The sequence below is a fragment of the Candidatus Pedobacter colombiensis genome (assembly GCA_029202485.1).
Classification (GTDB): domain Bacteria; phylum Bacteroidota; class Bacteroidia; order Sphingobacteriales; family Sphingobacteriaceae; genus Pedobacter; species Pedobacter colombiensis.
Genome location: CP119313.1, coordinates 5,171,902 through 5,194,153, shown reverse-complemented (window position 1 = coordinate 5,194,153; position 22,252 = coordinate 5,171,902). Strand labels below are relative to the sequence as shown.

24 protein-coding genes are annotated in these 22,252 nt (G+C 38.8%); 14 read left to right on the top strand and 10 right to left on the bottom strand.

Annotation, left to right across the window (positions count from 1 at the left end; genetic code table 11):
* Nucleotides 1-2: 2 nt before the first annotated feature.
* Entirely contained in the window at nucleotides 3-1,151 is a 1,149-nt protein-coding gene (locus tag P0Y49_21680) for a hypothetical protein (protein ID WEK19389.1), read from the bottom strand.
* A gap of 74 nt (nucleotides 1,152-1,225) precedes the next feature.
* Between P0Y49_21680 and ruvX the strand changes: the two genes are divergently transcribed.
* The 8 genes from ruvX to P0Y49_21640 all read left to right on the top strand — a co-directional run bounded on the left by ruvX (nucleotide 1,226) and on the right by P0Y49_21640 (nucleotide 9,172).
* Nucleotides 1,226-1,642, top strand: a complete 417-nt coding sequence (gene ruvX / locus P0Y49_21675; GenBank protein WEK19388.1) for a Holliday junction resolvase RuvX — start codon at nucleotides 1,226-1,228, stop codon at nucleotides 1,640-1,642.
* Nucleotides 1,639-2,274: an O-methyltransferase gene (locus tag P0Y49_21670; protein ID WEK19387.1), complete on the top strand. Its 636-nt coding sequence runs from the start codon at nucleotides 1,639-1,641 to the stop codon at nucleotides 2,272-2,274. Before ruvX ends, P0Y49_21670 begins: the two co-directional genes overlap by 4 nt.
* Nucleotides 2,275-2,277: 3 nt before the next feature.
* Nucleotides 2,278-2,955 carry a glucosaminidase domain-containing protein gene (locus P0Y49_21665; GenBank protein WEK19386.1) on the top strand — a complete coding sequence of 226 codons (678 nt, stop codon included), beginning with the start codon at nucleotides 2,278-2,280 and terminating at the stop codon, nucleotides 2,953-2,955.
* Nucleotides 2,955-3,860 carry a glucosaminidase domain-containing protein gene (locus P0Y49_21660; protein ID WEK19385.1) on the top strand — a complete coding sequence of 302 codons (906 nt, stop codon included), beginning with the start codon at nucleotides 2,955-2,957 and terminating at the stop codon, nucleotides 3,858-3,860. Before P0Y49_21665 ends, P0Y49_21660 begins: the two co-directional genes overlap by 1 nt.
* A 51-nt stretch (nucleotides 3,861-3,911) precedes the next feature.
* A complete protein-coding gene (locus tag P0Y49_21655; protein ID WEK19384.1) occupies nucleotides 3,912-4,664 on the top strand; it encodes a hypothetical protein in 753 nt (250 codons plus the stop codon).
* A 403-nt stretch (nucleotides 4,665-5,067) separates the two neighbouring features.
* Entirely contained in the window at nucleotides 5,068-6,075 is a 1,008-nt protein-coding gene (locus tag P0Y49_21650) for a DUF3078 domain-containing protein (protein WEK19383.1), read from the top strand.
* An 82-nt stretch (nucleotides 6,076-6,157) separates the two neighbouring features.
* Nucleotides 6,158-7,492 carry a signal recognition particle protein gene (ffh, locus tag P0Y49_21645; protein ID WEK19382.1) on the top strand — a complete coding sequence of 445 codons (1,335 nt, stop codon included), beginning with the start codon at nucleotides 6,158-6,160 and terminating at the stop codon, nucleotides 7,490-7,492.
* A 141-nt stretch (nucleotides 7,493-7,633) separates the two neighbouring features.
* Entirely contained in the window at nucleotides 7,634-9,172 is a 1,539-nt protein-coding gene (locus P0Y49_21640; GenBank protein WEK19381.1) for a YifB family Mg chelatase-like AAA ATPase, read from the top strand.
* Here P0Y49_21640 and P0Y49_21635 read toward each other — a convergent pair.
* The 5 genes from P0Y49_21635 to P0Y49_21615 all read right to left on the bottom strand — a co-directional run bounded on the left by P0Y49_21635 (nucleotide 9,169) and on the right by P0Y49_21615 (nucleotide 12,696).
* A complete protein-coding gene (locus P0Y49_21635) occupies nucleotides 9,169-9,438 on the bottom strand; it encodes a hypothetical protein (GenBank protein ID WEK19380.1) in 270 nt (89 codons plus the stop codon). The genes P0Y49_21640 and P0Y49_21635 overlap by 4 nt on opposite strands.
* Nucleotides 9,439-9,473: 35 nt before the next feature.
* Nucleotides 9,474-10,907 (bottom strand): hypothetical protein, encoded by a 1,434-nt coding sequence (locus tag P0Y49_21630; protein ID WEK19379.1) that lies wholly within the window; start codon nucleotides 10,905-10,907, stop codon nucleotides 9,474-9,476.
* 26 nt (nucleotides 10,908-10,933) lie between these two features.
* Nucleotides 10,934-11,527, bottom strand: coding sequence for a penicillin-binding protein activator LpoB (locus P0Y49_21625; GenBank protein ID WEK19378.1), 594 nt, complete (start codon nucleotides 11,525-11,527; stop codon nucleotides 10,934-10,936).
* Between the two features lie 32 nt (nucleotides 11,528-11,559).
* Nucleotides 11,560-11,958, bottom strand: a complete 399-nt coding sequence (locus P0Y49_21620; protein ID WEK19377.1) for a hypothetical protein — start codon at nucleotides 11,956-11,958, stop codon at nucleotides 11,560-11,562.
* Between the two features lie 138 nt (nucleotides 11,959-12,096).
* On the bottom strand, nucleotides 12,097-12,696 hold the full coding sequence (locus P0Y49_21615) for a TlpA disulfide reductase family protein (GenBank protein WEK19376.1): 600 nt from the start codon (nucleotides 12,694-12,696) through the stop codon (nucleotides 12,097-12,099).
* Nucleotides 12,697-12,903: 207 nt separating this feature from the next.
* Between P0Y49_21615 and P0Y49_21610 the strand changes: the two genes are divergently transcribed.
* Entirely contained in the window at nucleotides 12,904-13,407 is a 504-nt protein-coding gene (locus P0Y49_21610) for an RNA polymerase sigma factor (protein WEK19375.1), read from the top strand.
* Nucleotides 13,397-14,017 carry a hypothetical protein gene (locus P0Y49_21605; GenBank protein WEK19374.1) on the top strand — a complete coding sequence of 207 codons (621 nt, stop codon included), beginning with the start codon at nucleotides 13,397-13,399 and terminating at the stop codon, nucleotides 14,015-14,017. Before P0Y49_21610 ends, P0Y49_21605 begins: the two co-directional genes overlap by 11 nt.
* A 5-nt stretch (nucleotides 14,018-14,022) precedes the next feature.
* On the opposite strand, the gene P0Y49_21600 is transcribed toward P0Y49_21605, so the two are convergent.
* From P0Y49_21600 to P0Y49_21590, 3 genes are all read right to left on the bottom strand, one after another.
* Nucleotides 14,023-15,327 carry a hypothetical protein gene (locus tag P0Y49_21600; GenBank protein ID WEK19373.1) on the bottom strand — a complete coding sequence of 435 codons (1,305 nt, stop codon included), beginning with the start codon at nucleotides 15,325-15,327 and terminating at the stop codon, nucleotides 14,023-14,025.
* Nucleotides 15,324-15,917 (bottom strand): RNA polymerase sigma factor, encoded by a 594-nt coding sequence (locus P0Y49_21595; GenBank protein WEK19372.1) that lies wholly within the window; start codon nucleotides 15,915-15,917, stop codon nucleotides 15,324-15,326. Before P0Y49_21595 ends, P0Y49_21600 begins: the two co-directional genes overlap by 4 nt.
* Before the next feature lie 143 nt (nucleotides 15,918-16,060).
* Nucleotides 16,061-16,765: a DUF4397 domain-containing protein gene (locus P0Y49_21590; GenBank protein WEK19371.1), complete on the bottom strand. Its 705-nt coding sequence runs from the start codon at nucleotides 16,763-16,765 to the stop codon at nucleotides 16,061-16,063.
* Between the two features lie 370 nt (nucleotides 16,766-17,135).
* Here P0Y49_21590 and P0Y49_21585 point away from each other — a divergent pair, with 370 nt between their 5' ends.
* Nucleotides 17,136-17,600, top strand: coding sequence for a nucleoside triphosphate pyrophosphohydrolase family protein (locus tag P0Y49_21585; protein ID WEK19370.1), 465 nt, complete (start codon nucleotides 17,136-17,138; stop codon nucleotides 17,598-17,600).
* 215 nt (nucleotides 17,601-17,815) lie between these two features.
* A complete protein-coding gene (locus P0Y49_21580; GenBank protein ID WEK19369.1) occupies nucleotides 17,816-18,403 on the top strand; it encodes a helix-turn-helix domain-containing protein in 588 nt (195 codons plus the stop codon).
* Nucleotides 18,404-18,487: 84 nt separating this feature from the next.
* On the opposite strand, the gene htpG is transcribed toward P0Y49_21580, so the two are convergent.
* On the bottom strand, nucleotides 18,488-20,371 hold the full coding sequence (gene htpG, locus P0Y49_21575; protein WEK21822.1) for a molecular chaperone HtpG: 1,884 nt from the start codon (nucleotides 20,369-20,371) through the stop codon (nucleotides 18,488-18,490).
* Between the two features lie 157 nt (nucleotides 20,372-20,528).
* On the opposite strand from htpG, the gene P0Y49_21570 reads away from it, so the two are divergent.
* On the top strand, nucleotides 20,529-20,987 hold the full coding sequence (locus P0Y49_21570) for a hypothetical protein (GenBank protein ID WEK19368.1): 459 nt from the start codon (nucleotides 20,529-20,531) through the stop codon (nucleotides 20,985-20,987).
* 35 nt (nucleotides 20,988-21,022) lie between these two features.
* A complete protein-coding gene (locus P0Y49_21565) occupies nucleotides 21,023-22,252 on the top strand; it encodes a pitrilysin family protein (GenBank protein ID WEK19367.1) in 1,230 nt (409 codons plus the stop codon).

Below are 22,252 nucleotides of genomic sequence, written 5' to 3'. Positions count from 1 at the left end.
AACTAATTGTATATATATTGAGTCCCTTTCGGGAGCGTTTTAAACTTAATTATTTTTACCAATTGTAAAGATACATCTAAAAACAGAATTTTAGGATTCGCATTTCGTTCAATGTGATAATGCGCCTTTTCCAGCTCCGAGATAATGGCATCCGCCATGTTCAGATTTAATACGTGTGTTGATAATTTTTTAGCGGTTTCCAGTGCCCTGACAGGCAATTTCACCAAATCATCAGCTCCGCTAAGCAACAAACTGCACTCGCGTAAAAAGCTGATTCCATATTTTAAAAAGTTCTTTTGGTTTTCTCTTCCCCAACTAGCAACCTGTTCTACAAAAACGGTTAAATCGAGTACGCGATTTCCATACCCCATGCGCAACCACTCCGCAAACTTATCTGCATTTTCATTGTGCGTATTGGCTACCAACGACTTTGCTTCAATTAAATTCCCGTCTGCCAGAAAACTGTATTCTGTAGCCTGATTTTCCGATAAGGCATGTCTTTCCATCAGATAACTTTCTATCGTTTCGTGAGAAAGCTTTGGTATCTTGACAATTTGTGTCCGCGATAAAAGAGTAGAAAGGATTTGTTCCTGGTTATTGGCAACCAGGATAAACAAGGTATTTTGAGGTGGTTCTTCAATAATTTTAAGGAGGGAGTTCCCCTCTTTATCCAGATACTCGGGCAACCACATAATCAGCACCTTTGTTTCGGCCTCAAAAGCTTTATAGCTTAATTTTTTAATGATATCATGACACTCGGCAATGTTAATGTTTGCCTGTTTATTTTCTGCACTCAGTTTAGACCGCCAGATATCCATATCAAAATAGGCATCTGCAAGCAGCATACTTCTCCACTCTTCCAACACATCAACAGCTGTTTTTACATCTTTTGAGGCGAAGAATGGATAAGAGAAATGCAAATCGGGATGAATGTATCTTTCGTATTTACGACATGATGAACATACACCGCAGCTATCATTTGCCTGTCTATCTAAACAATTGATGTATTGGGCATAGGCAATGGCCAAAGCCAAGGCCCCACTGCCGTCGCTCGACAGAAACAATTGGGCATGACTAATCCTGTTCTCTGCAACTGTTTGTATCAGTTGCTGCTTTATATTTTCCTGACCGACGATCTCTTTAAATTGCATTTGGTGCAAAATAACAATTTTTTGAGACTTGACCACAACAGCCCCTTAAAGTTGTTTTACTTATCTTTGCCCATATGCCCAGAATTATTGCTTTTGATTACGGAACCAAACGTATCGGAATAGCCGTTACAGACCCCCTGCAAATTATTGCAACTGGGCTAGACACCATACACCCTAAAGATATTATCGAATATTTAAAAAAATACATGCTCACAGAACAGGTGGAGGCCTTTGTCCTGGGAGATCCAAAACAAATGGATGGTTCCCCTTCCGATTCGGCACAGCATGTAAAGGGATTTGCCAAAACATTAAAAAAGACCTTTCCGGATATTCCTCAGCACTGGATTGATGAGCGATTTACCTCTAAACTTGCGCATCAAACGATCATGCAAAGCGGGTTAAAAAAGCAGGATCGAAGGGACAAAGAAAGAGTAGACACCATATCAGCAACCATAATTTTGCAATATTTTATGGAAAAACAACGTTTATGAGCTTAATTAATGAAGACATGCAGCAACTGCTGCTCAACTATTGTGAACCTGAAAGTAAATTACTGCAAAGGATAGACCGGGAAACGAACCTTAAAGTACTAATGCCCAGAATGCTTTCCGGGCATTATCAAGGCCGCGTATTGAGTATGCTGAGCAAAATGGTTAGCCCCAATAGGATCCTTGAGATTGGCACTTTTACCGGCTATGCTACGCTATGTCTGGCCGAAGGGTTAACCGATAACGGCTTCATTTATACACTTGATATCAATGAAGAACTGGAAGAAATGGTACGCAGTAATTTTGCCCAATCGGATTACAACGATAAAATAAAATACATTCTTGGTGATGCCAATGAAACCATCAATGCACTGAACGAAACTTTCGATCTGGTTTTTATTGATGCAGACAAAAAGAACAATGGCACTTACTACGACTTGATTTTTGACAGGGTAAGGCCCGGAGGATTGATCATTGTGGATAATGTACTGTGGAGTGGAAAAGTATTGAACAGTAACCAGGACAAGGACACTAAAAATATTACGACATTTAACGATAAGATTTTGGCAGACAAGCGTGTAGAAAAATTGATCCTCCCGGTTAGGGATGGTTTGTTTGTCATTAGAAAAAAATAAAGTATGATTAAAAAGGCACTGTACTTCTGGCTATTCCTAACCTGCTTTACTTTTAGCGCAAACGCGCAAACCATCGAAGATTACATTCATACTTATGCGGAGCATGCGCAAGAATTAATGCGTCAACATAAAATTCCAGCCAGTATTATTCTGGCTGTTGCCATTCATGAATCGGCTGCCGGAACCAGCAAAATAGCGCGCTACCTGAACAACCATTTCGGAATTAAGGGCACCAACAGCAATACTGAGATCCGCTCCTCATACCGGGACTACCCTACTGTAAATGAATCCTACGACCACTTTTTGGAATTTCTGAAAAGCAGAGGCTCCTTTAGTGGACTATTTGACAAATACGATCAGTACGATTATAAAAACTGGGCAAGAGGTATTCAACGGGGCGGATATGCCAGAAGTAGAATCTGGGCTTCGCAAATTATTGGCATCATTAAAAAGAATGATCTGGAACAATATGACGAGCGACCAGACGACTATGTAGAACCCGTTACCGTGAAAGTGGCCAGATCTGGTAAACGTAAGTCTACATCAAGAACATATACCGTTAAACGTGGCGACAACCTGCACAACATTGCAAAAGCGCGTCGTACAACCCCTGCAGTAATCATGAAAAAGAACGGTTTAAAGAGCCATGCCATTAAACCCGGACAAAAACTTAAATTATAATGAACAACAAAATATTATTAGCATTACTCGTCGTTGTATCTTTTAGTGCCTGTAAATCCAGAAAATATAGCCGCAACAACAGACAAATAGAAAAAGCAGCCAATAAGGCCAATCCCGAAGCTAAATCATATACTACCCTCAACTACATTGAGTCTTTTAAAACTGTTGCCATAGAGGAAATGAACAAGAACGGCATCCCGGCAAGTATTACCCTGGCCCAGGGTATTATAGAATCCGGTAGCGGCAACAGCAGCCTGGCTAAATACGCGAACAACCATTTTGGCATTAAATGCACATCTGACTGGAAAGGGAAAGGCTATTATAAAGAAGACGACAAAGTTGACGACTGTTTTAGAGTATATAACGATGCGCGGGAATCTTATAAAGACCACTCGGAGTTTTTAAAAAGAAAGCGTTACAGTGCTTTATTTCAGCTGGATAAAAATGATTATAAAAATTGGGCTTTGGGCTTAAAGCAAGCTGGTTATGCTACTAATCCTAAATATCCGGATATGCTGATCAGCGTGATAGACAGATACCAGCTTTACCAGTACGATCTACCAGAGTCGGAAAAGGACAAAATCAAAAGAGAGGATAAGGTCTTTTCTGAAATCAATGCTAACATCCCTAATGAGAAAAAGAAATTTGCACCTGTGGAGACTCGGCCTTCAAAGCAAGTAATGAAAACGCCTGATACCTTAAGGATTTCTGCGCCCATAATAGCAGATACAAATGTGCAGAACAATAATCCACCCATATTTAAACCAGGCTCTTATACCGTTAAGCAAGGAGATACGCTCTATGGCATTTCTAAAAGGTTTAATGTGAGCATCGACACTTTAAAATCACTAAACAATCTTAGTGATACCGGAATTAAAATCGGGCAGAACCTCATCTTACGTTAAATAATGTTAATAATTATTTAAGCGCTATCACTATCTTGTATTTTTGTATTAATGAAGTTTTATAGCCTGGTGCTCCTTTTTTATTGTTTAACATTTAAAGCTTTTGCCCAACAAACGTCGGTGCAGGGCTTTGTGATAGACAAGGATTCCAAACATCGGTTGGCAAAAGTTTACATCTATAATTCTGCCAATGACGAGGGCATTTACAATACCCCTAAAGGAGAATTTTCCATTAAGGCTAAACCAGGTGATACCCTGTTCGCCGTTTTACAGGGATATGCTTTAGACACGGTTGTCATAAACACTCAAAAGGCCATTTATTTCCAGTTGAAACCATTAGGCATTCCACTTCGTGAAGTTGCCATTGTTGGCAGTAAATACACCCCAAGGGAGCTTCATGAAAAAACTTTAAAAGAATACAAGTATGCATTGGACAAGGGAAAGGCAAAAGATCTGCTTAATCTTGGTTTGGGTGGTGCAGGCCTAGGTATAGACGCCATCTATAATCTGCTTAGCCGTCAAGGCAAAAATGCGCGACATCTGCAGAAAATATTGGAAAGAGATTACCGGGAAGCTATTGTCGATTATAGATTTAAACCCGAATATGTAAAGCGGGTTTTACAGATAGGCGATTATGAAGCTGAAGATTTTATGCAGCAATACCGTCCATCATATGATTTTGTTTTAACGGCATCGGATTATGCCTTTGTGGTCTACCTGAAGAATAACTATGCCAACTACAAACGTAATCCTGCAGCATTTCGGCTACCCACATTACCTAAAATAACAATTGAAACGTTTTGAAACCGCTATTCCTTGTTGTTACAAAAATACCGGCCAACGCCATGGCCATCTTTCCCTTTATCCTTTTAAAGGACAGAAAGCAAAAAAATGATCCACACCTGGTTAACCATGAGCGTATACACTTACGACAACAACTGGAACTCCTGATATTCCCCTTTTATTTACTTTATCTGCTGAACTACATTATTTTGTTAATCAAGTACAAAAACCATCATCAGGCCTATTTAAATATTGTTTTTGAGAAGGAAGCTTATGCTTCCCAGCATAACTTAAATTATTTGAAGCGACGGAAGCTTTTCTCCTGGCTCAGATACCTCTGAAAGTCTGACATCTCTACCTTACTTATCCAATTAGTTTACTATTAAACTTTTAATAAGTCACTTTTTTGTTTTTCTTTGTAGCAATGAAGATTTTTTATGCTTGCTTACTTTTAGTTTTTAGCGGTACTACCAGCCTGTATGCTCAGGAGATTGACACCATCCCAATTAATACCAAGGGGCTTAACATCAAATTAAAGCGCAGCCCACTGCCGTCAAGAACCGGAACAATCCCTTTTAAACCAGTAGGGTTAGACCCTGTAGTTGTGGATGCCCGGGTAAATTACTGGAAAACCAGAACTTCTGTAGGCATTAATGTAAACCAGGCAACCTTTTCCAACAACTGGAAAGGCGGGGGAGTAAATTCTCTTGCGGTAGGTGGTATTGTCAATTATAAAGCTGAATACAGCAAGGAAGGCTATAGTTACGTAAGCGAGGTAATTCTTGAATATGGCAAGGTTAAAAATAAAGATCAGTTGCAAAAGAAAACCCGTGATCGGATTTTCTGGGACAATAAAGCTGCATTGCAATTATCTAAAAACTGGTACTTCTTCGGCTCGGTCAATTTTGAATCGCAATTTGATTCTGGATTCTCCTATACAAAGAAGGATGGGAACGAAGTGGCGACCTTGATCTCCAAATTCATGGCACCCGGCTATCTGACAGAATCAATGGGTTTTGAGTATAAACCCAGTAAATATTTTTCTACCCGAATTGGTACGGGTACAGCGAGACAAACGTTTGTGTTGGACTCAGCAGTTTATTTTAACTCAGATGGCAATAAGGTATCACCAAAATACGGAGTTGAATTTGGCAAGAAATTTAAGAACGAGCTGGCTTTCCAGATTGTAAGTAATTTCGAAAAAGAGATTTTCACCAACACGATGCTTAAAGCAAGGTACCAGATGTTTATTCCTTACGATAGGGCTTTAATAGAAATTGACCACCGCTTGGATGTTTCCATAACATCCAAATTAAACCGACTGATGAACGTTTCACTAACCTGCGTTGGCTTGTTTGACAAAGATAACGATCCGAAGATACAAGGGAGCCAGGCGCTCGCACTTGGTGTGTCGTTCTACTTCCCACGTTAATACTTTTAATTAATCATTATCGTTTCCTCCAAAATTAATACCTTTGAGGCTACAAAAAATTGAACACTAAGCATTAAAGAAAATGTTTGAAAATTTACAGGATAAACTAGATCGTGCGTTTAAAGTTTTAAAAGGACAAGGAAGCATTACAGAAATCAACGTGGCCGAAACCATGAAAGAGATCCGTAAGGCTTTATTAGATGCCGACGTAAACTACAAAACAGCAAAAAGCTTTACCGATGAGGTAAAAGAAAAGGCTTTAGGCTTAAACGTACTTACAGCTGTTTCTCCAGGTCAATTACTGACCAAGGTAATGAACGATGAGCTGACTGCCTTAATGGGTGGTGAGGTTACCGAGCTGGACTTAAAAACAAATCCTACCATTATATTAATTGCGGGTTTAAACGGAGCGGGTAAAACTACTTTTACGGGTAAACTAGCGCTTTACTTAAAAAGCAAAGGCAAAAAACCGCTATTAGTGGCGGGCGACGTATACCGTCCGGCAGCAGTAGACCAGCTACAAATTTTAGCAGAACAGGTTGGCGTTCCTGTTTATGCAAATAAAGACTCTAAAAATCCGGTAGCGATAGCCCTTGAAGGTATTGCCGAAGGTAAAAAGAACAATAACAACGTCATCATCATTGATACCGCAGGCCGTTTATCGATCGACGAAAGTTTGATGAATGAGATTTCAGAAGTAAAAGCACAGACGAAACCTCACGAAATCTTATTTGTAGTAGATGCCATGACCGGTCAGGATGCCGTTAATACCGCAAAAGTTTTTAACGACAGACTTGACTTTACCGGAGTTGTATTAACCAAATTAGATGGTGATACACGCGGTGGTGCCGCCCTTTCCATTAAATCTGTAGTCAACAAACCGATCAAATTTATCGGTACTGGCGAAAAGATGGAAGCCCTTGATGTGTTCTATCCAGAAAGGATGGCTTCACGTATTTTAGGGATGGGTGACGTGGTTTCATTGGTTGAACGTGCACAACAGCAGTTTGACGAAAAAGAAGCCGCAGAACTTCAGAAAAAGATCCGTAAGAACAAGTTCGATTTTAATGACTTCTACAACCAAATCCAGCAGATTAAAAAAATGGGTAACATGAAAGACCTGATGGGCATGATACCGGGTGTTGGAAAAATGATGAAGAACGTCGAAATTGAGGATGATGCCTTTAAAAATGTGGAGGCCATTATTCAATCAATGACCAAATTTGAACGTGAAAACCCGGATAGTATTCAACAAAGCAGACGACTGCGTATTGCCAAGGGATCAGGAAATAAAATAGAAGAAGTTACCAAACTCATCAAACAGTTTGAGGATATGCGCAAGGTAATGAAACAATTCTCTAATCCGGCTACAGCAGCCAGGATGATGAAGAATATGCCAAAAATGCCACAGCGCTAATTTAATTATAACAGCCTAACCGATCCCAACCCGCTAATGGTTGGGATTTTTTTTGCTCTTTTTTTAAATAAGTAGCCATTCCTGACCAACTAAACCTCAAATCAGTATAGATTCACACTTGTGATACCTATATATTGATTTATGCTGATAAAAACCTATGGCAGCGCTGTTTTTGGCGTGAATGCCCTGACCATTACCATTGAAGTAAGTATAGGCGGGGGAAATAGATACCATATTGTTGGTTTGCCCGACAACGCCATTAAGGAAAGTCTGAGAAGGATTGAAAGTGCCATACAATCTGCCGGACTTAAAATGCCCCGGCAAAAAATTGTAATCAACCTGGCCCCAGCGGACATCCGCAAAGAGGGTTCAGCTTATGACCTTCCAATTGCGATTGGCATTTTAGCAGCTTCAGGGCAAATAGAAAGCACAGAGATAGAAAAATACTTTATTATGGGTGAACTATCCTTAGACGGCAGCTTACACCCTATAAAAGGCGCGCTACCCATCTCCATACAAGCTCGTAACGCAGGCTTCAAAGGTTTTATACTCCCATGTGACAATTCACGCGAAGCTGCAATTGTAAGCGAACTCCAGATATATGGTATGCGCAACTTAACAGAAGTCGCTGCTTTTTTTAATGGCACCGCACATCCTGAGCCTGTGCTGGTCAATACCAATAATGAATTTTACAATAATGTAAGCAATTATGAGCAGGACTTTTCGGATGTAAAGGGTCAGGAAAATATAAAAAGAGCATTGGAAATCGCCGCTGCCGGCGGGCACAATCTGATTCTGATTGGACCTCCGGGTGCCGGAAAAACTATGCTTGCCAAACGCCTACCTACAATTCTACCACCCTTAAATCTTCAGGAGGCACTGGAGACTACCAAAATACATTCAGTCGCCGGAAAGCTAAGTGCAGCAGAGTCGCTAATGACAGAACGCCCTTATCGAAGTCCGCATCATACGATTTCAGACATGGCTTTGGTTGGCGGAGGGGCAAATCCGCAGCCCGGAGAAATCTCACTGGCCCACAATGGGGTACTATTTTTAGATGAATTACCGGAGTTTAAACGCAGTGTGCTGGAAGTGATGCGTCAGCCCCTTGAAGACCGCGCTGTAACCATTTCCAGAGCACGCTTAAGTGTAGAATATCCTGCCAGTTTTATGCTCATTGCCTCAATGAACCCCTGTCCATGCGGTTTTTATAACCATCCGGAAAAAGAATGTACCTGCGGTTCGGGCCTTGTTCAGAAATACCTCAGCAAAATCTCTGGCCCTCTGTTAGACCGTATTGATTTACATGTAGAAGTAACACCAGTAAATTTTAAGGAACTGACCTCGGCTTTCGAAACAGAAAAGAGTGCTACAATTAGAGAAAGAGTAATCAAGGCCCGTACTGTTCAAGACATACGTTTTAACACCACTAAAAACCTTTATTACAATGCACAAATGAGTCCCAATATGGTGCGAAACATCTGCAAAATAAATGATGCAGGGCAAAGCTTAATTAAAGCCGCTATGGAAAAACTGGGCCTTTCAGCCCGTGCTTATGATCGCATTTTAAAGGTATCAAGAACCATTGCCGACCTTGCCGAAAGCAAAGACATTAAATTAGAGCATTTGGCAGAGGCAATACATTACCGTAGTCTTGACCGGGATAGCTGGTCCGGTTAATCTAAAAAGTCTCCCTCATCAGCATCCTCTTCTTCCTCCTCTTCCGGGACATAAGCGACAATCGCTCTGCCAATAGCATTAATCTCCTCGTCGGCTTCAAACAAAGGTAAAGCGGTTTCTTCATCCAGCTTTAACCATTGCTCTTCTGTATCCTTTTGGATCTGCACGTATTCCTTCCCATCTTTAAAAATAACGTAAGTATCGTTGCCTTCCGGAAATACCGCATAATCTGTTGTCCCTATTGTAATGTCAAATGGTTCTTGCATATTGTTGTGTTCTATTGTTAATTATATAAAAAAGGTCAGCGTAAAGTTGAGTAGTTATAAAACTGCAGCTTCCCTGTTCCTGTAATTTCTATTGTTCTCGATTCTTCACTCCCCGAAGCGCTTTTTAGGTTCAGGGTAATGATATTGTTTCCTTTTTGCAAAGGTATACGTGTATAGTTAATATTGGCAGGTAATGATTGCCAATTTCGTGTATCTGCTTTTTCGGAAAACAAACTATATAACTGCATCCCTATTCCAAGGCCCTTCAACAAAGCATCATCCTTGCCATTTTTCCCAGTTCCCTTTGAACTTTCCTTAAGCACATATTCTGCACTCTTTTTAACGGCCAACCGCGTCAACACTTTGCTCATCTCTTTCACAAAACGCTGGTCAAGGGTTTTAAAAGCAAGCTCATTAATGTCTTCCGCTTTTTCAAATGAGAGGGATTGTGCCCCATTGCTTAAAGTTGCCGAGCTGTAATAAGGCGCTTGAGCAACATATTTTGGATAAGTGGCCCGCAAGCTTTCGACACCGCTCAAGCTAAAATTACCGTCACTAGCACTATGATCAAACGGGATAATGACCGTTCCCCCAAGGTTGGTGAAAAATAAATCTCCATCGTTTCCTTTAACCAAAGAGAAAAAGAGCTCTTCCTGCTGTTTTACCGGCACCAAACCATTTTCCCAAAAGAAAATCAGCTCACCACCATCAGGTGCAGGCCCTCGTTGATATTTTATACCAAAGAGGCCTTCAAAGCGCTCCAATTCGGCAGTAAAACCATTCAAATCAGCCATTCTCAATACACTTTGCTTTAACTCATCTGACATTTTTGTGCCATAATAGGTTTGATTCTCGCTTTTCAGATAAACCTCAGCAGCATTTCTATTGGCGATAAAAGCATTGTTTATATCACCATCATATTCATAAATCAACCCCTGAAGCATAAGAGAGAATGCATCCTTTGAATAACGGCTATCTTTATCATTAAACTTATCCCCCTGCTCCTGTGATTGCAGCGTAATCCGTCTGGCTTCGACAATGGCATCTTCGGTTTTGTTCAGGTACACATAGTTTAAGGCTTTATAATAATGGATCATGAACTTCTCAAAATCCTCCCCCTTATAACGCTGTGTCATTGGGTTTACCAATGTACCCACCATAGCATCCATAACCCCTCCCATTCCTTTCTCCAATAGCTGATCGGCTTCATTAAAATATCTGTTGCTACTTTCATAATCACCTTCAAGATGGCTGGCTTTACCCCTTTCCATTAAAAAAAGCAGCTTATTTCTCGGCTTTTTCAACAGCTTATTCTTATCAAGTTCCTTCGCTGCTTCAGCATAATTACCTGCAGAGATCTGTTTATAATAAGACGCAATCATGTCATTGTAGCTGGAACAGCCAAAAAGAAAAAGCATCAATCCCAAAAAGAATGATGCTTTAAAGATATTCCTGCGGATATGTGTCATATTATATTTAGCCGGGATAATGCCGGCTAATTTTTAACGTATTTAGCTATTTTCTTATCTCCAATCCAAACAACTTCATTGGTCTGGATATCGGTAAGCTCTAAATTAACCTGATAATATACTACCTTTTTGCGTTTATGGGAATCCACAATAGAGTTGATGGATCCCTGAAGGATATAATCCGCTCCACTTTCCAGGCCGAATTTTTTCATGGTAGATATCGTTGCATTGTCCTGCTGATCTGCTTTCTCTCCACGCAATTCTTCTCTTTTTTTACCCCCTTGAACCAAACGCACACGCTCGCTTTTAATAAAAGCCTGCTCTACATCTTTAACAAAAGTTTCGGCATCAATATGCTCATGGCTTTTGTTTTTCACTACGCCAACAACAACAACCGGTCTTTTGCCTTGTTTCTGTTCCAGGTGAGTTGATAACCACTTTCCGCCCAAAATAGTCTGGGTCATTTCTTCGGCAACAAGTCTGGAATCGGTATTATTCCAGTTACCGCTTACATCAATAGTCTGATCGGTGCTTACACGTGTTACTTGTCGCGAGCATGAAGTAATTATCATCCCCGAAACGGCAATAGCCGCAATAGTCATTATCTTTTTTACCTGCATTTTTTTGAATATAAAGTTTTTAAATATGCTGTTTACCATCCGTACCACGGTCTGCTGTTACCAAAACCATAACCTATATAACCCCCATAACCAAAACGGCCCCCAAAGCCATAATTGCCATAGCTTATTGAAGGATAAAAATATGGGCTACCATAATAATACCCTCCATTAAGGTTTAGTTGAAAATTACGTTCCCTTCGTAGTTTCCTGCGCTCTTCACGTGCCTCATACCAATCGTAAGCTTTATAGGTATCTTGAACTGTCGATCCCTGGTCGCGATTCAAAGAATCGGTCAGTTTAAGATACTTAGCCCTGCTTTCCTGATACCTTGGATTCTGATCCTTTATTGGATCAACTTTTTGCGCATAGCCGGCTGTTGCATAGGCAATGCCTGCGAGACAACTCCATACAAAAATCAAATTCCTTTTCATCTGTATATATTTTAATAAGAACCGGTATGAATTTGTCACAGGTTAACCAGTTCTTCGTTCAACGCTATATAAATTTACAGAATTTTTAACGCCTTGTAATGTTTTAACCTTTTTTAACTTTAAGACGTAAATAATCGGTTAAATGTTACTTTCCTTTAGCTTTTTTATAAAGTCTATAAATTTTTGACTTGCATAATTTGCAGCCCCTGCCTCATTGTAAGAAATACGTCCCTGTTTATCAAACACTACTGTAGTAGGCAGTGACCCTTTAAAAATTTGCTCAGGGATATTGCTTGCGACATTATAAACGGGGAGTTTATAACCCTTCTTATCCATAAATTGCTGCGATTTTGTAAAATCACTGTCAGCATCCACCAAAATAAAAACAACCTCTTTATCGTCCTTAAACTGTTCGTACAGCTTATTTACAGATGGCATTTCGGCCTGACATGGTGGACACCAGGTAGCCCAGAAATTCAGAAAAATAACCTTTCCTTTTAAACTTCCTAAATCAACAATCCGACCTGAAACATCTTTAAAGCGAATACCAGAAAGGTCGGCTACAGCTTCCGGAGCCACATTTTCGGTGGACCTTTCAACCGATGGCCTGAATAAACCAATCTCCATCAAGCCGCGGATCATTAAGGCTTTTGCAGATGGTACAAAAATAAGTGCCAAAAGAAAGCCAAGGAACAACCCATTTATAATGTTCTTTTTATTAAAAATCTTCTTCATCATCTATCTGCAGAGTGCTTTTTTGTAAATCTACGAGATTCCGTATTTAACAGGTCCTTTCAGAAAAGCTTTTGACATTTTATTGTTAATCCTAATTTTTTAAAAAATCTGTAACGAATCTTATCTTCCGAATACTTACTCTATGAAATCAAAAAAACTATACATTATGAAAAAATTATTTAGAAGGTTAAACCTATACTTAAATAAGGTTTGAAAACAAGAGAAAAAGAATTTCTTGAACATGTGGAAACCCACAAAGGAATCATACATAAGATCTCCAGGATGTATATGGATGATGATGACGGCCAGAAAGATCTATTTCAGGAAATCATCTGCCAACTATGGAAATCGTACGACTCTTTTAACTATCAAAGCAAGTTTTCCTCCTGGATGTATCGTGTGGCACTTAATACAGCAATTGTGTATTTCAAAAAGCAAAAACGAAAAGAATATGCTTATGCCACAATTGCACAGGAAATAGAGATCCCAACGGATGATGCAGAAACCAAAGAAATACAGCTGGCACATTTTTACAAAGCATTACAACAGTTGGATAAAATAGAGAAGGCTTTGATGTTCTATTTTCTTGAAGATTACTCGCACAAAGAAATAGGAGAGAATCTGGGAATTAGTGAAGGAAATGCAAGGGTTAAACTGAGCAGAGCAAAACACAAATTAAAAGAACTTATAAAAAAACAAGGATATGAATTTTGATGATATAAAATCTGCCTGGAACAAAGATTCCAACGGCAACATAGAAGTGCCCAATAAAATTGATGAGTTAAAGAAGGCCGAATTACCTCTTGATAAGATCAGAAGGAACATGAGACACGAATTTGTTGTACAAGTGTTATCAGTTATATTAATTGCATTTGTACCCCAAATCTATAGTCTTAAACCGGCACTTCTTTTACCTTTTAATGCGATATACATGCTGTTTGTGATGACTTCCGTTTATTTCTTTTCTCGTTTTTATGCCTTTTACAAACGTGTAGGTGCTACCTCGTTGACTACCAAAGATGCTTTATATGAAATAAATTATGACATCAAGTTAAATATGGAACTTTATAAAATGTTTAGCTACATGCTGTTCCCATTTGTTTTGATGATACTAAGCTTACTGCTCATTAGCATAAAATACAATCATGTTATTCGACTGTTGCAGTCTGGTATTACGAATACCTCTTTTTACCTTTACTTTGGCCTTAGCGTTGCTGCCATATACGCTCTGCTTCATTTCTCAGCAGTATATTGGTTAAAAACCTGTTATCAGAAATATGCTAAAGAGATTGAAAATATCTTAAAAGAACTTAAAGAAGAATAATAGGTCTAGAAATCGAATTTCAACCGAAGACCTGTGCCAATAAGGTTCAGGTTTTCTTTTGTAAATTCTTTCATGGGAAGTTTCATAAACGGTTCTATTGCGAACGACTTACTTCCGGATATTTTCTGCTTATACCCAAAAGAGATGTTGTAAAATCCTAAATACTTATCGTTTCTGATCTCTTCGGCAGGAACAGGTTCTGAAACAGCTTTCGTTGTAAAAATCGTTTTAAAGCCCGAGACATTTGCCGGATCCGAAACTGAATATTCCAGAGATCCTTTAAGATAGTTGTTGCTTTGTTTTTGGCTTAAAACAGCAAAAGCGGATACACCTATGTTGGTATAGAACTTTTTCGTAAGGTTATACTTAATTCCAAGAGGGATATCTATTCCCACAACGTTGGCATCAACAGATTGCAGACTTTGGGTATTGCTAATCATAGCCGTAGTAGATGGCGAGGCATAAGTATCTCCCCCCCCACCAATCATACTTTTTGAGGCATCCATTTCATTATAAGATATTCCTGAGCTAATGGAAACTTTGTCGGATAAAGCATAACCGAAGCTTACGCCATATCCCATATTTAGCTTTTTACTGTTCCCAATAGAGGGAGCAACGACTAATCCCATTTCCCACTTATCGGCCTTTTTAGCTGTCGATTTTGTTGCAGCCAATACATTGCCATTTGTTTTAACCTCCGAATCCAGAAAGTCCTGGAAACTGCGTGGTTGCTCTTCTTTAACCGGGGTATTTTCTTTAACCAGAGCTTTCGCAATATGACCTGAATCCACAGCTAAAGGAACCCCATCTTTTTTCCCTACAGCAGCCATTCTTGTTCCATTAATTTGCATTTGAGAAACGGCAGGTTGTTCATTTGGAATTACAGCCTGCTTAATGGCCTGATCAGGTTTCAAGGTGACAATTAAAGGACTATTTGCCACAAGATTATTCTTTCTTTGTCTAACTACACCAGCATTCTCTGCAACCTTAGTATTCAAATTTTCTCTTATATTTCGTTGAGCGATCTCTTTTGTAGCGGTTTTTGGCAATGTATCTGTATTTTGTTTATTGGTTCTAACTTTTGCATGTTGTTCTGCTTTGTTTTCCAATTTTTTATTACTGCCATAAAATATCGCGAACCCGATTAAAAGTATGGCTGCAGCGCTACTTAAGCTGGCTAGCCATAACCATCCACCTCTTCTTCTTTCTTTTTGTTCAAAACGCTCCCACGCACCGGGAGCATAAACCTCCTCGTACTCCGTCAAACTTTCCTTTATGTGAGCAAACAGCTCGTCATCTGCCCGTTTCATATTTTGCGGATATTTTGAATTGTTGTCGGTTCATATGAATTCATCAGGGAGTTTTTATACAGCACTCTCAACTTGTTTTTTGCTCTTGTTAAATAAACCCTGCAAGAGCTGTCAGGGATGTTTAGCATTTTTGAAATCTCTTCATGCGAAAAGCCTTCAATTTCATACATATTAAAAATCAATTTATGTGTTTCGGGTAACTTATTTAATAGTTTCATGATATCCTGCACATTTAGCTGCGATACCGCATTTAATTCAGTAAGCGGTTGCTGCTCTTCAGTAATATCATCTACATATAAAAAGGTCTTTTTGCTGCGTAAAAAATCAATAGCTGTTCGGGATGAAATTCTAGCTATCCAGCCTTTAAAGGCTTTTTGCAACTGATCACTATCTTTTGGGGTACTAAACTGACCTATACTTTTAAAAATCTTTATAAAACTGTCATTAACCAACTCCTCTGCATCATTTCTGTCTTCCACATAACGTAAAGTTACGCCCATTAAATAGCCGTAAAATGATTTATACACCATTTCTTTACTCTTATTATCATTCCTTAAGCACCCTTTTATAGCGTCCTCAAACTTGAGCATTCTTTTCTTAAGCAGTTAAGGGTTAGTTTATACGTTTTCCATGAATATACATATTTTTTAATGATGACAAGGTCAACTGGTCATACAATGTCTTTCTTTACCAGAGGCTATTCTTTACGAACAGCCTCTAATATAGGTAGATATTATTTGTGTGTGTAAATTGCAACTCCTAATTTCAAACTGTCTACTGTTGCCGTCGAAATTCCTTTTGCGTAAATGGTATAGATTTTACCCTTCTCTATTTTAACATTTGGCAATATTGTTTTAACCACATCTCCGGCTTTAACGTTAAATGTCACACTTTCACCAGGATCAACAGTAGTAAAAGTTGTATACTCATAAAACGCTTTATCTGTAAATAAGTTGGTATCCTTTCCATTAACGATAAGGCTTAACGCAGGTGCATCTTTGCTTAAATTGATGAAACGAACTTTTGCTTTATCTGTGGCAGGCGCACTTAAATCATCTTCAGTCAAAAGGTATTTTTTAGTATTTGTATTCACTGTGTCCAATACAAAAATAGAGTATCCTACACCCGAAAGCAGGTTAAATCGTTCAGAAATCAAAGCTCTATTTGATCCTCTTTTAGCTACGCTTAGCGCTCTGTTTCCAGGAAACAAGTTTAAATAATCAATTTTACTATTGAATTTTAAGGCCTTATTATTTGCTCTTGTTTGATCTATATAAAAATCTAAAGAATCAGGAGCTGGGAAGGCATTAATGATGGAGAGCCCTGCAACCTGTTGAGGCTCATACTTATCTTTTGAACAAGCAATAAAAACTACAGACACGGTAAGTACGGCAATAAAGGCTTTCAATATCGTTTTTAAATTATTTACGTTTTTCATAATCATTTATTTTTTAAGGGTTTTGAGGCCTTCTTTAGAGAAGCTCTCATTTTATCTTCTTTTATAAAAATTAGGGTTAATGGCCATTAACTGTTTTTCCCCTTAAACGAGGTCTTTAAAAAAAACGCTACAGCTATATTGATTTTTTATGCTTTGGTAAAGCGTATCTCCGGGTATTCGCGGGTCTTTGCCCCCGCAAGGCCCCAACAACACCCCAGCAAGGCCCCGGCAATGCCCCCTCAACCATTGACCCGCGCAAGCAATACGAAAGAATACAAATTCCAGCCCGAAAACTTTAATTTTAATACACTAATTTTGGACCGAAATAAATAAGTGTAAATTTAAAATTACAAAATAACTCATTAAAGACATGAAGGAAGCAAATTCATTAAACCAGGTAGCAGAGTTTCATAAAACATTTAAGCATCCAATAAAAGAAACTCCGGGTATTCCTTCCATAGAAAGAGCAAATCTAAGGGTTTCATTACTTGCCGAAGAGCTTAATGAGTTGAAACAAGCCATTGAAACCAACGACTTTGTTGAAGTTGCAGATGCATTGTGCGACCTGCAATATGTACTTTCAGGTGCAATATTGGAATTTGGATTAGGTGATAAATTTAAGGCGCTTTTTGATGAGGTACACCGTTCTAACATGAGCAAAGCCTGTAAATCTGTAGAGGAGGCTAATGAGACTATACAGCACTATAGAACAACTCAGCAATGTGATGCTTACCACAAAGAAGAAGACTCTTTATTTTTGGTATACAGAACCAATGATAATAAGACTTTAAAATCGATCAACTACTCCCCAGCAAATCTGCAAAGCATACTTTAATCCTTTAGCAGAGGTTATCCTCTGCTAAACTTTTATTTCAACAATTGCTAGATTTTTATAGCAAAGAGGCAATTCCCCGCGCTAAACGCAGCAATAAACTGGACAAAAATGCCTTTTAAACCCTTGAAGACATAGATGTCGTAAAAATGCCGTAAACAAGTCGTAAAGAAAAAAGTATAACTTCACTTAGCTTTGGCCCTGAACTAAATAACTATATGATGAAGAATACCGAGTTGGCGAAAAAAATTAAAGAATTACGAACCCGAAAAGGACTTAGTCAGGATGAATTGTCAATAGCTGCACAGTTAAATCTGAGAACCATCCAAAGAATTGAGAGTGGAGAAACGGAGCCAAGAGGTGATACATTAAAACGATTAGCTTCTGCACTACAGGTTACTCCTAACGATTTGATTGACTATACAGAAGACGAAGACCCCACGATGTTGATGCTTCTCAATATATCTGCGTTAAGTTTTATTGCATTTCCAATATTAGGCGTCATTATACCACTTGTTTTATGGATATCTAAAAAAGATAAAATCAAACACTTCAATACTACAGGAAAAAAATTGTTAAACTTTCAAATATCCTGGTGTTTAGCGCAATTTATCATTTTTATTACGGTGATTCTGATAAACCCGCGTCATATTTCTGGTCTTGGAATGAATTCATCTGAACTCATTTTGGTCATGAGCATTCCACTCATGTACTTCTCTAATTCGATCTTAATATTGGTCAACACCTACCGATGCTATAAAAATAAAACCGTATGGTACAAGCCGGCTATTTCTTTCATAAAATAAAGAAAACCCCTACTGTCTATAAAAACAGTAGGGGTTTCTTTTTATAAACTGAATAAAAAATTACCTTCTCTGAGAAGATGTATTTTAAATCAATTCCACGCTTCTACTAACAAAAGCAGTTAATTCTGCACCTGTTAGCATTCCTTGTGCCAGTAAAGCCAAGTCTACAGCCTGTTTTGCCAATAAACCTTGCTCACCTTCATTATCAGTAGCAATGATCTTTCCAATCAATTTATGGTTACCATTGATGGCTACTTTGTAGCTATCCGGCATATTGCCATAAAAGCCCATTCCACCTCCCATTGCAGCCATATCCTTCATGCGTCGCATAAACTCATCCATCGTTACAGTAACAGGTAACTCTTCAGGATTTAAGCCAACAATCTCTACACTATATCCAGCCTTAGTGATCGCTTTTTCAAAGATCTCTTTAACCTTTTTAGACTGATCTTCTGTCAATACCGACTCCACGTTCTCATCCTTATCAATCAGCTTGCTCGCTACACTTGAATCGACGCGTTTTAACGACGTTTTGTCAAGCTTCTGCTCTAACTGACTAATGAAGTGATTATCAATCGGAGAATCCATCAATAATACATCATAATTCTTTTTATTGGCCGATTGGATAAAACTATCCTGTTTTGCCGGGTCATTGGCATAGATATAAACAACCTGACCATTCTTATCAGTCTGCAGATCTTTTACCTTATTGTGGTATTCTTCTAATGTATAGTGTTCTTTTTTCGTATTGGTTAGCAGAGCAAAGTCTTTCGCTTTATCGTAGAATTTCTCTTCGCTCACCATACCATATTTTACAAACAGACCGATATCACTCCACTTTTCTTCATAACCTTTACGGTCTTTATTGTACAGTTCCTGCAATTTATCCGCTACTTTTTTAGTGATGTAGCTGTTGATCTTTTTAACATTGCTATCAGCTTGTAAAAAGCTTCTCGAAACATTCAATGGAATATCAGGTGAGTCTATCACCCCGTGTAACAACATTAAGAATTCAGGAACGATGTCTTTAACTTCATCGGTGATGAATACCTGGCGTGAGAATAATTTGATTTTATTGCGTTGCATATCAAAATCATTCTTCACTTTAGGGAAGTACAATACGCCCGTTAAGTTGAAAGGATAATCAACATTCAGATGGATCCAGAATAATGGATCTTCTGAGAAAGGATACAACTGCTTATAAAACGCAAGATAATCCTCATCTGACAAATCTGCAGGTGCTTTTGTCCAGATTGGATTAGTCGTATTGATGATGTTATCAACTTCAACACTTTTGGTTTTAGGCTTTCCTTCTTCATCTTCCCCATCTGGCTCCTGCTCTGTCTTCGTGCCAAACTTAATTGGAACAGGCAGGAATTTACCATATTTATCAAGAATCTCTTCCAGCTTATGTTTGCTTAAGAACTCTTCCGATTCTGTATTGACATGTAAAATAATCTCAGTACCTCTGGTAGTTCTGTTACCAGCAGTAATTTCATATTCCGTACTACCATCGCATACCCAGCGTGCAGGCTCTGCACCATCCTGGTACGAAAGTGTCTGGATTTCTACCAAATCAGCCACCATAAATGCAGAATAGAATCCTAAACCGAATTTACCGATGATTTCGTTAGCATCTTTGGCATCTTTAAATTTCTCAACGAACTCGCTGGCACCAGAGAAAGCAACCTGATTGATATATTTTTTAATCTCTTCGGCGGTCATACCCAAACCATTATCTGTAATCGTAATGGTCTTTTTCTCTTCATCTACTGCCACCTCTACAAGTGGATCCCCCAGCTCTCCGCTATATTGTCCAAGAGCCGCTAAACGTTTGATTTTTTGTACCGCATCAACGGCATTTGATACAAGCTCTCTTAAAAAGATCTCGTTGTCTGAATACAGGAATTTCTTGATAATTGGGAAAATGTTCTCCGTATGAATGGATATGCTTCCTTTTTCTTCTATGCTCATATGTAAACTCATTTTTAAGTACATAACTCACCTATCAATGGTTATTCCAAACTTCCTATGTTGTCAAATTGACAGTCAGCCCTACAAAAATGTATTAATATGAATTGTCCGTAAAAACCTATATATTCGTATAAATTAATGCCAATAAACAATGAATTCTTCTAAACTAAAGGTCATGCAGATCATGCTCAGCGCATTCTGTATTGGGATCATCACCTTCGCTATGGTATCCCTTTTATTAAACAAAGACAAGGTCTATTTTGACACATCCATAGCTGACGATCAAACAGGTTTCTATCCATTGTTTCCATTATTTGGCCTCGCAGCGATTATATTTGGAAGGTTTATGTTTAATAAACAGTTGGGCAATTTACCTGAAGGTGCCGGTCTGGATGAAAAAATTGCAGGTTATCAGACCGCGTTTATTATCCGTAGCGCTTTTTTAGAAGGGGCTTCCCTCATGAACATTGTCGGATTTTTGATTTCAGCAAATGCTGTATTTTTAATCGTTCCAGCAATTGCAGTCGCTGTATTAATCCTAACTAGGCCAACCAAACAAGGTGTAACAGATACTTTAAACTTAAGCTATCCAGACACAGAAAAATTATAGTCTCGTGATATAATTCTGTGTACCTTTGCCCTTTAATGGAATACAATGTTCATACCTTGCCAAACGGCATACGCTTACTTCATGTGCCTTCGGCATCAGCTATATCTCATGCATGTATCATCATCAATAGCGGTTCGAGAGATGAGAAAGCTGAAAAATCGGGCCTTGCCCATTTTATTGAACACCTGATATTTAAGCGCACAGAAAAGCGAAATACCAACCAAATCCTGAACAGGCTGGAAAGTGTAGGTGCCGACTTAAATGCTTATACCACGAAAGAATATACTTGTATTCATGCTTCCTTCCTTAATCCATATCTGGACAGGACTTTGGAGCTGTTTAACGATATTGTTTTTCATTCTACCTTCCCGGAAGATGAAATAGAAAAGGAAAAAAGTGTGGTACTGGATGAGATCGCATCCTACCTGGATCAGCCGGAAGAGGCCATCTACGATGACTTTGAAGACCTTGTTTTTGAAGGTCATCCATTGGGCAGAAACATATTGGGAACTACGGAAAGTGTAAGTAACCTGGATAAAAAAGACATCCTGCAATTCATTAAGGACAATTATCACACGGATAAAATAGTGATTGCAGTATTGGGGAACTACACGTTAAACAAGCTGATAAAAGTTGGATCGAAGCATTATGCAGACATCCCGGCCAATCTGCACAGTTTATCCAGAATTGCTCCAGTAAAGAACATTGCAGTTACCCAAACTTTTCAAAAACCCATTCAACAGGCACACGCCATGATGGGTACACAAGCTTACTCCTTACACCATCCTTATAAAACCGGCCTGCTGCTATTGAACAACTTGCTCGGAGGCACCGGAATGAGCTCTATCCTGAACTTACAGATCCGCGAAAAATACGGTATCGCTTATACCATAGAAACCGGATACAGTCCACTTAGCGACACCGGTATTTTTACCTTATATTTTGGCACAGATAAGGAAAAAGTAAATAAGGCATGGTCATTAATTCATAAAGAATTTAAAAAAATCAAGGATACCCCATTAACTGAAGTTCAGCTCCAAAAAGCAAAAAATAAGTTTATCGGGCAAATAGCGCTGGGTGAAGAAAACAGAATCGGCCTGATCATCGCTATGGCAAAAAGCCTGATCGATTATGACAAGATTGATGACCTTGAGACCGTATTTAAGAAAATTCAGGGGGTTAGCACATCAGATATGGCCAATATTGCCAATGAAATATTAGATGAAAGTAATCTTACATCCCTAACCTTTTATCCTTTAGGGTAA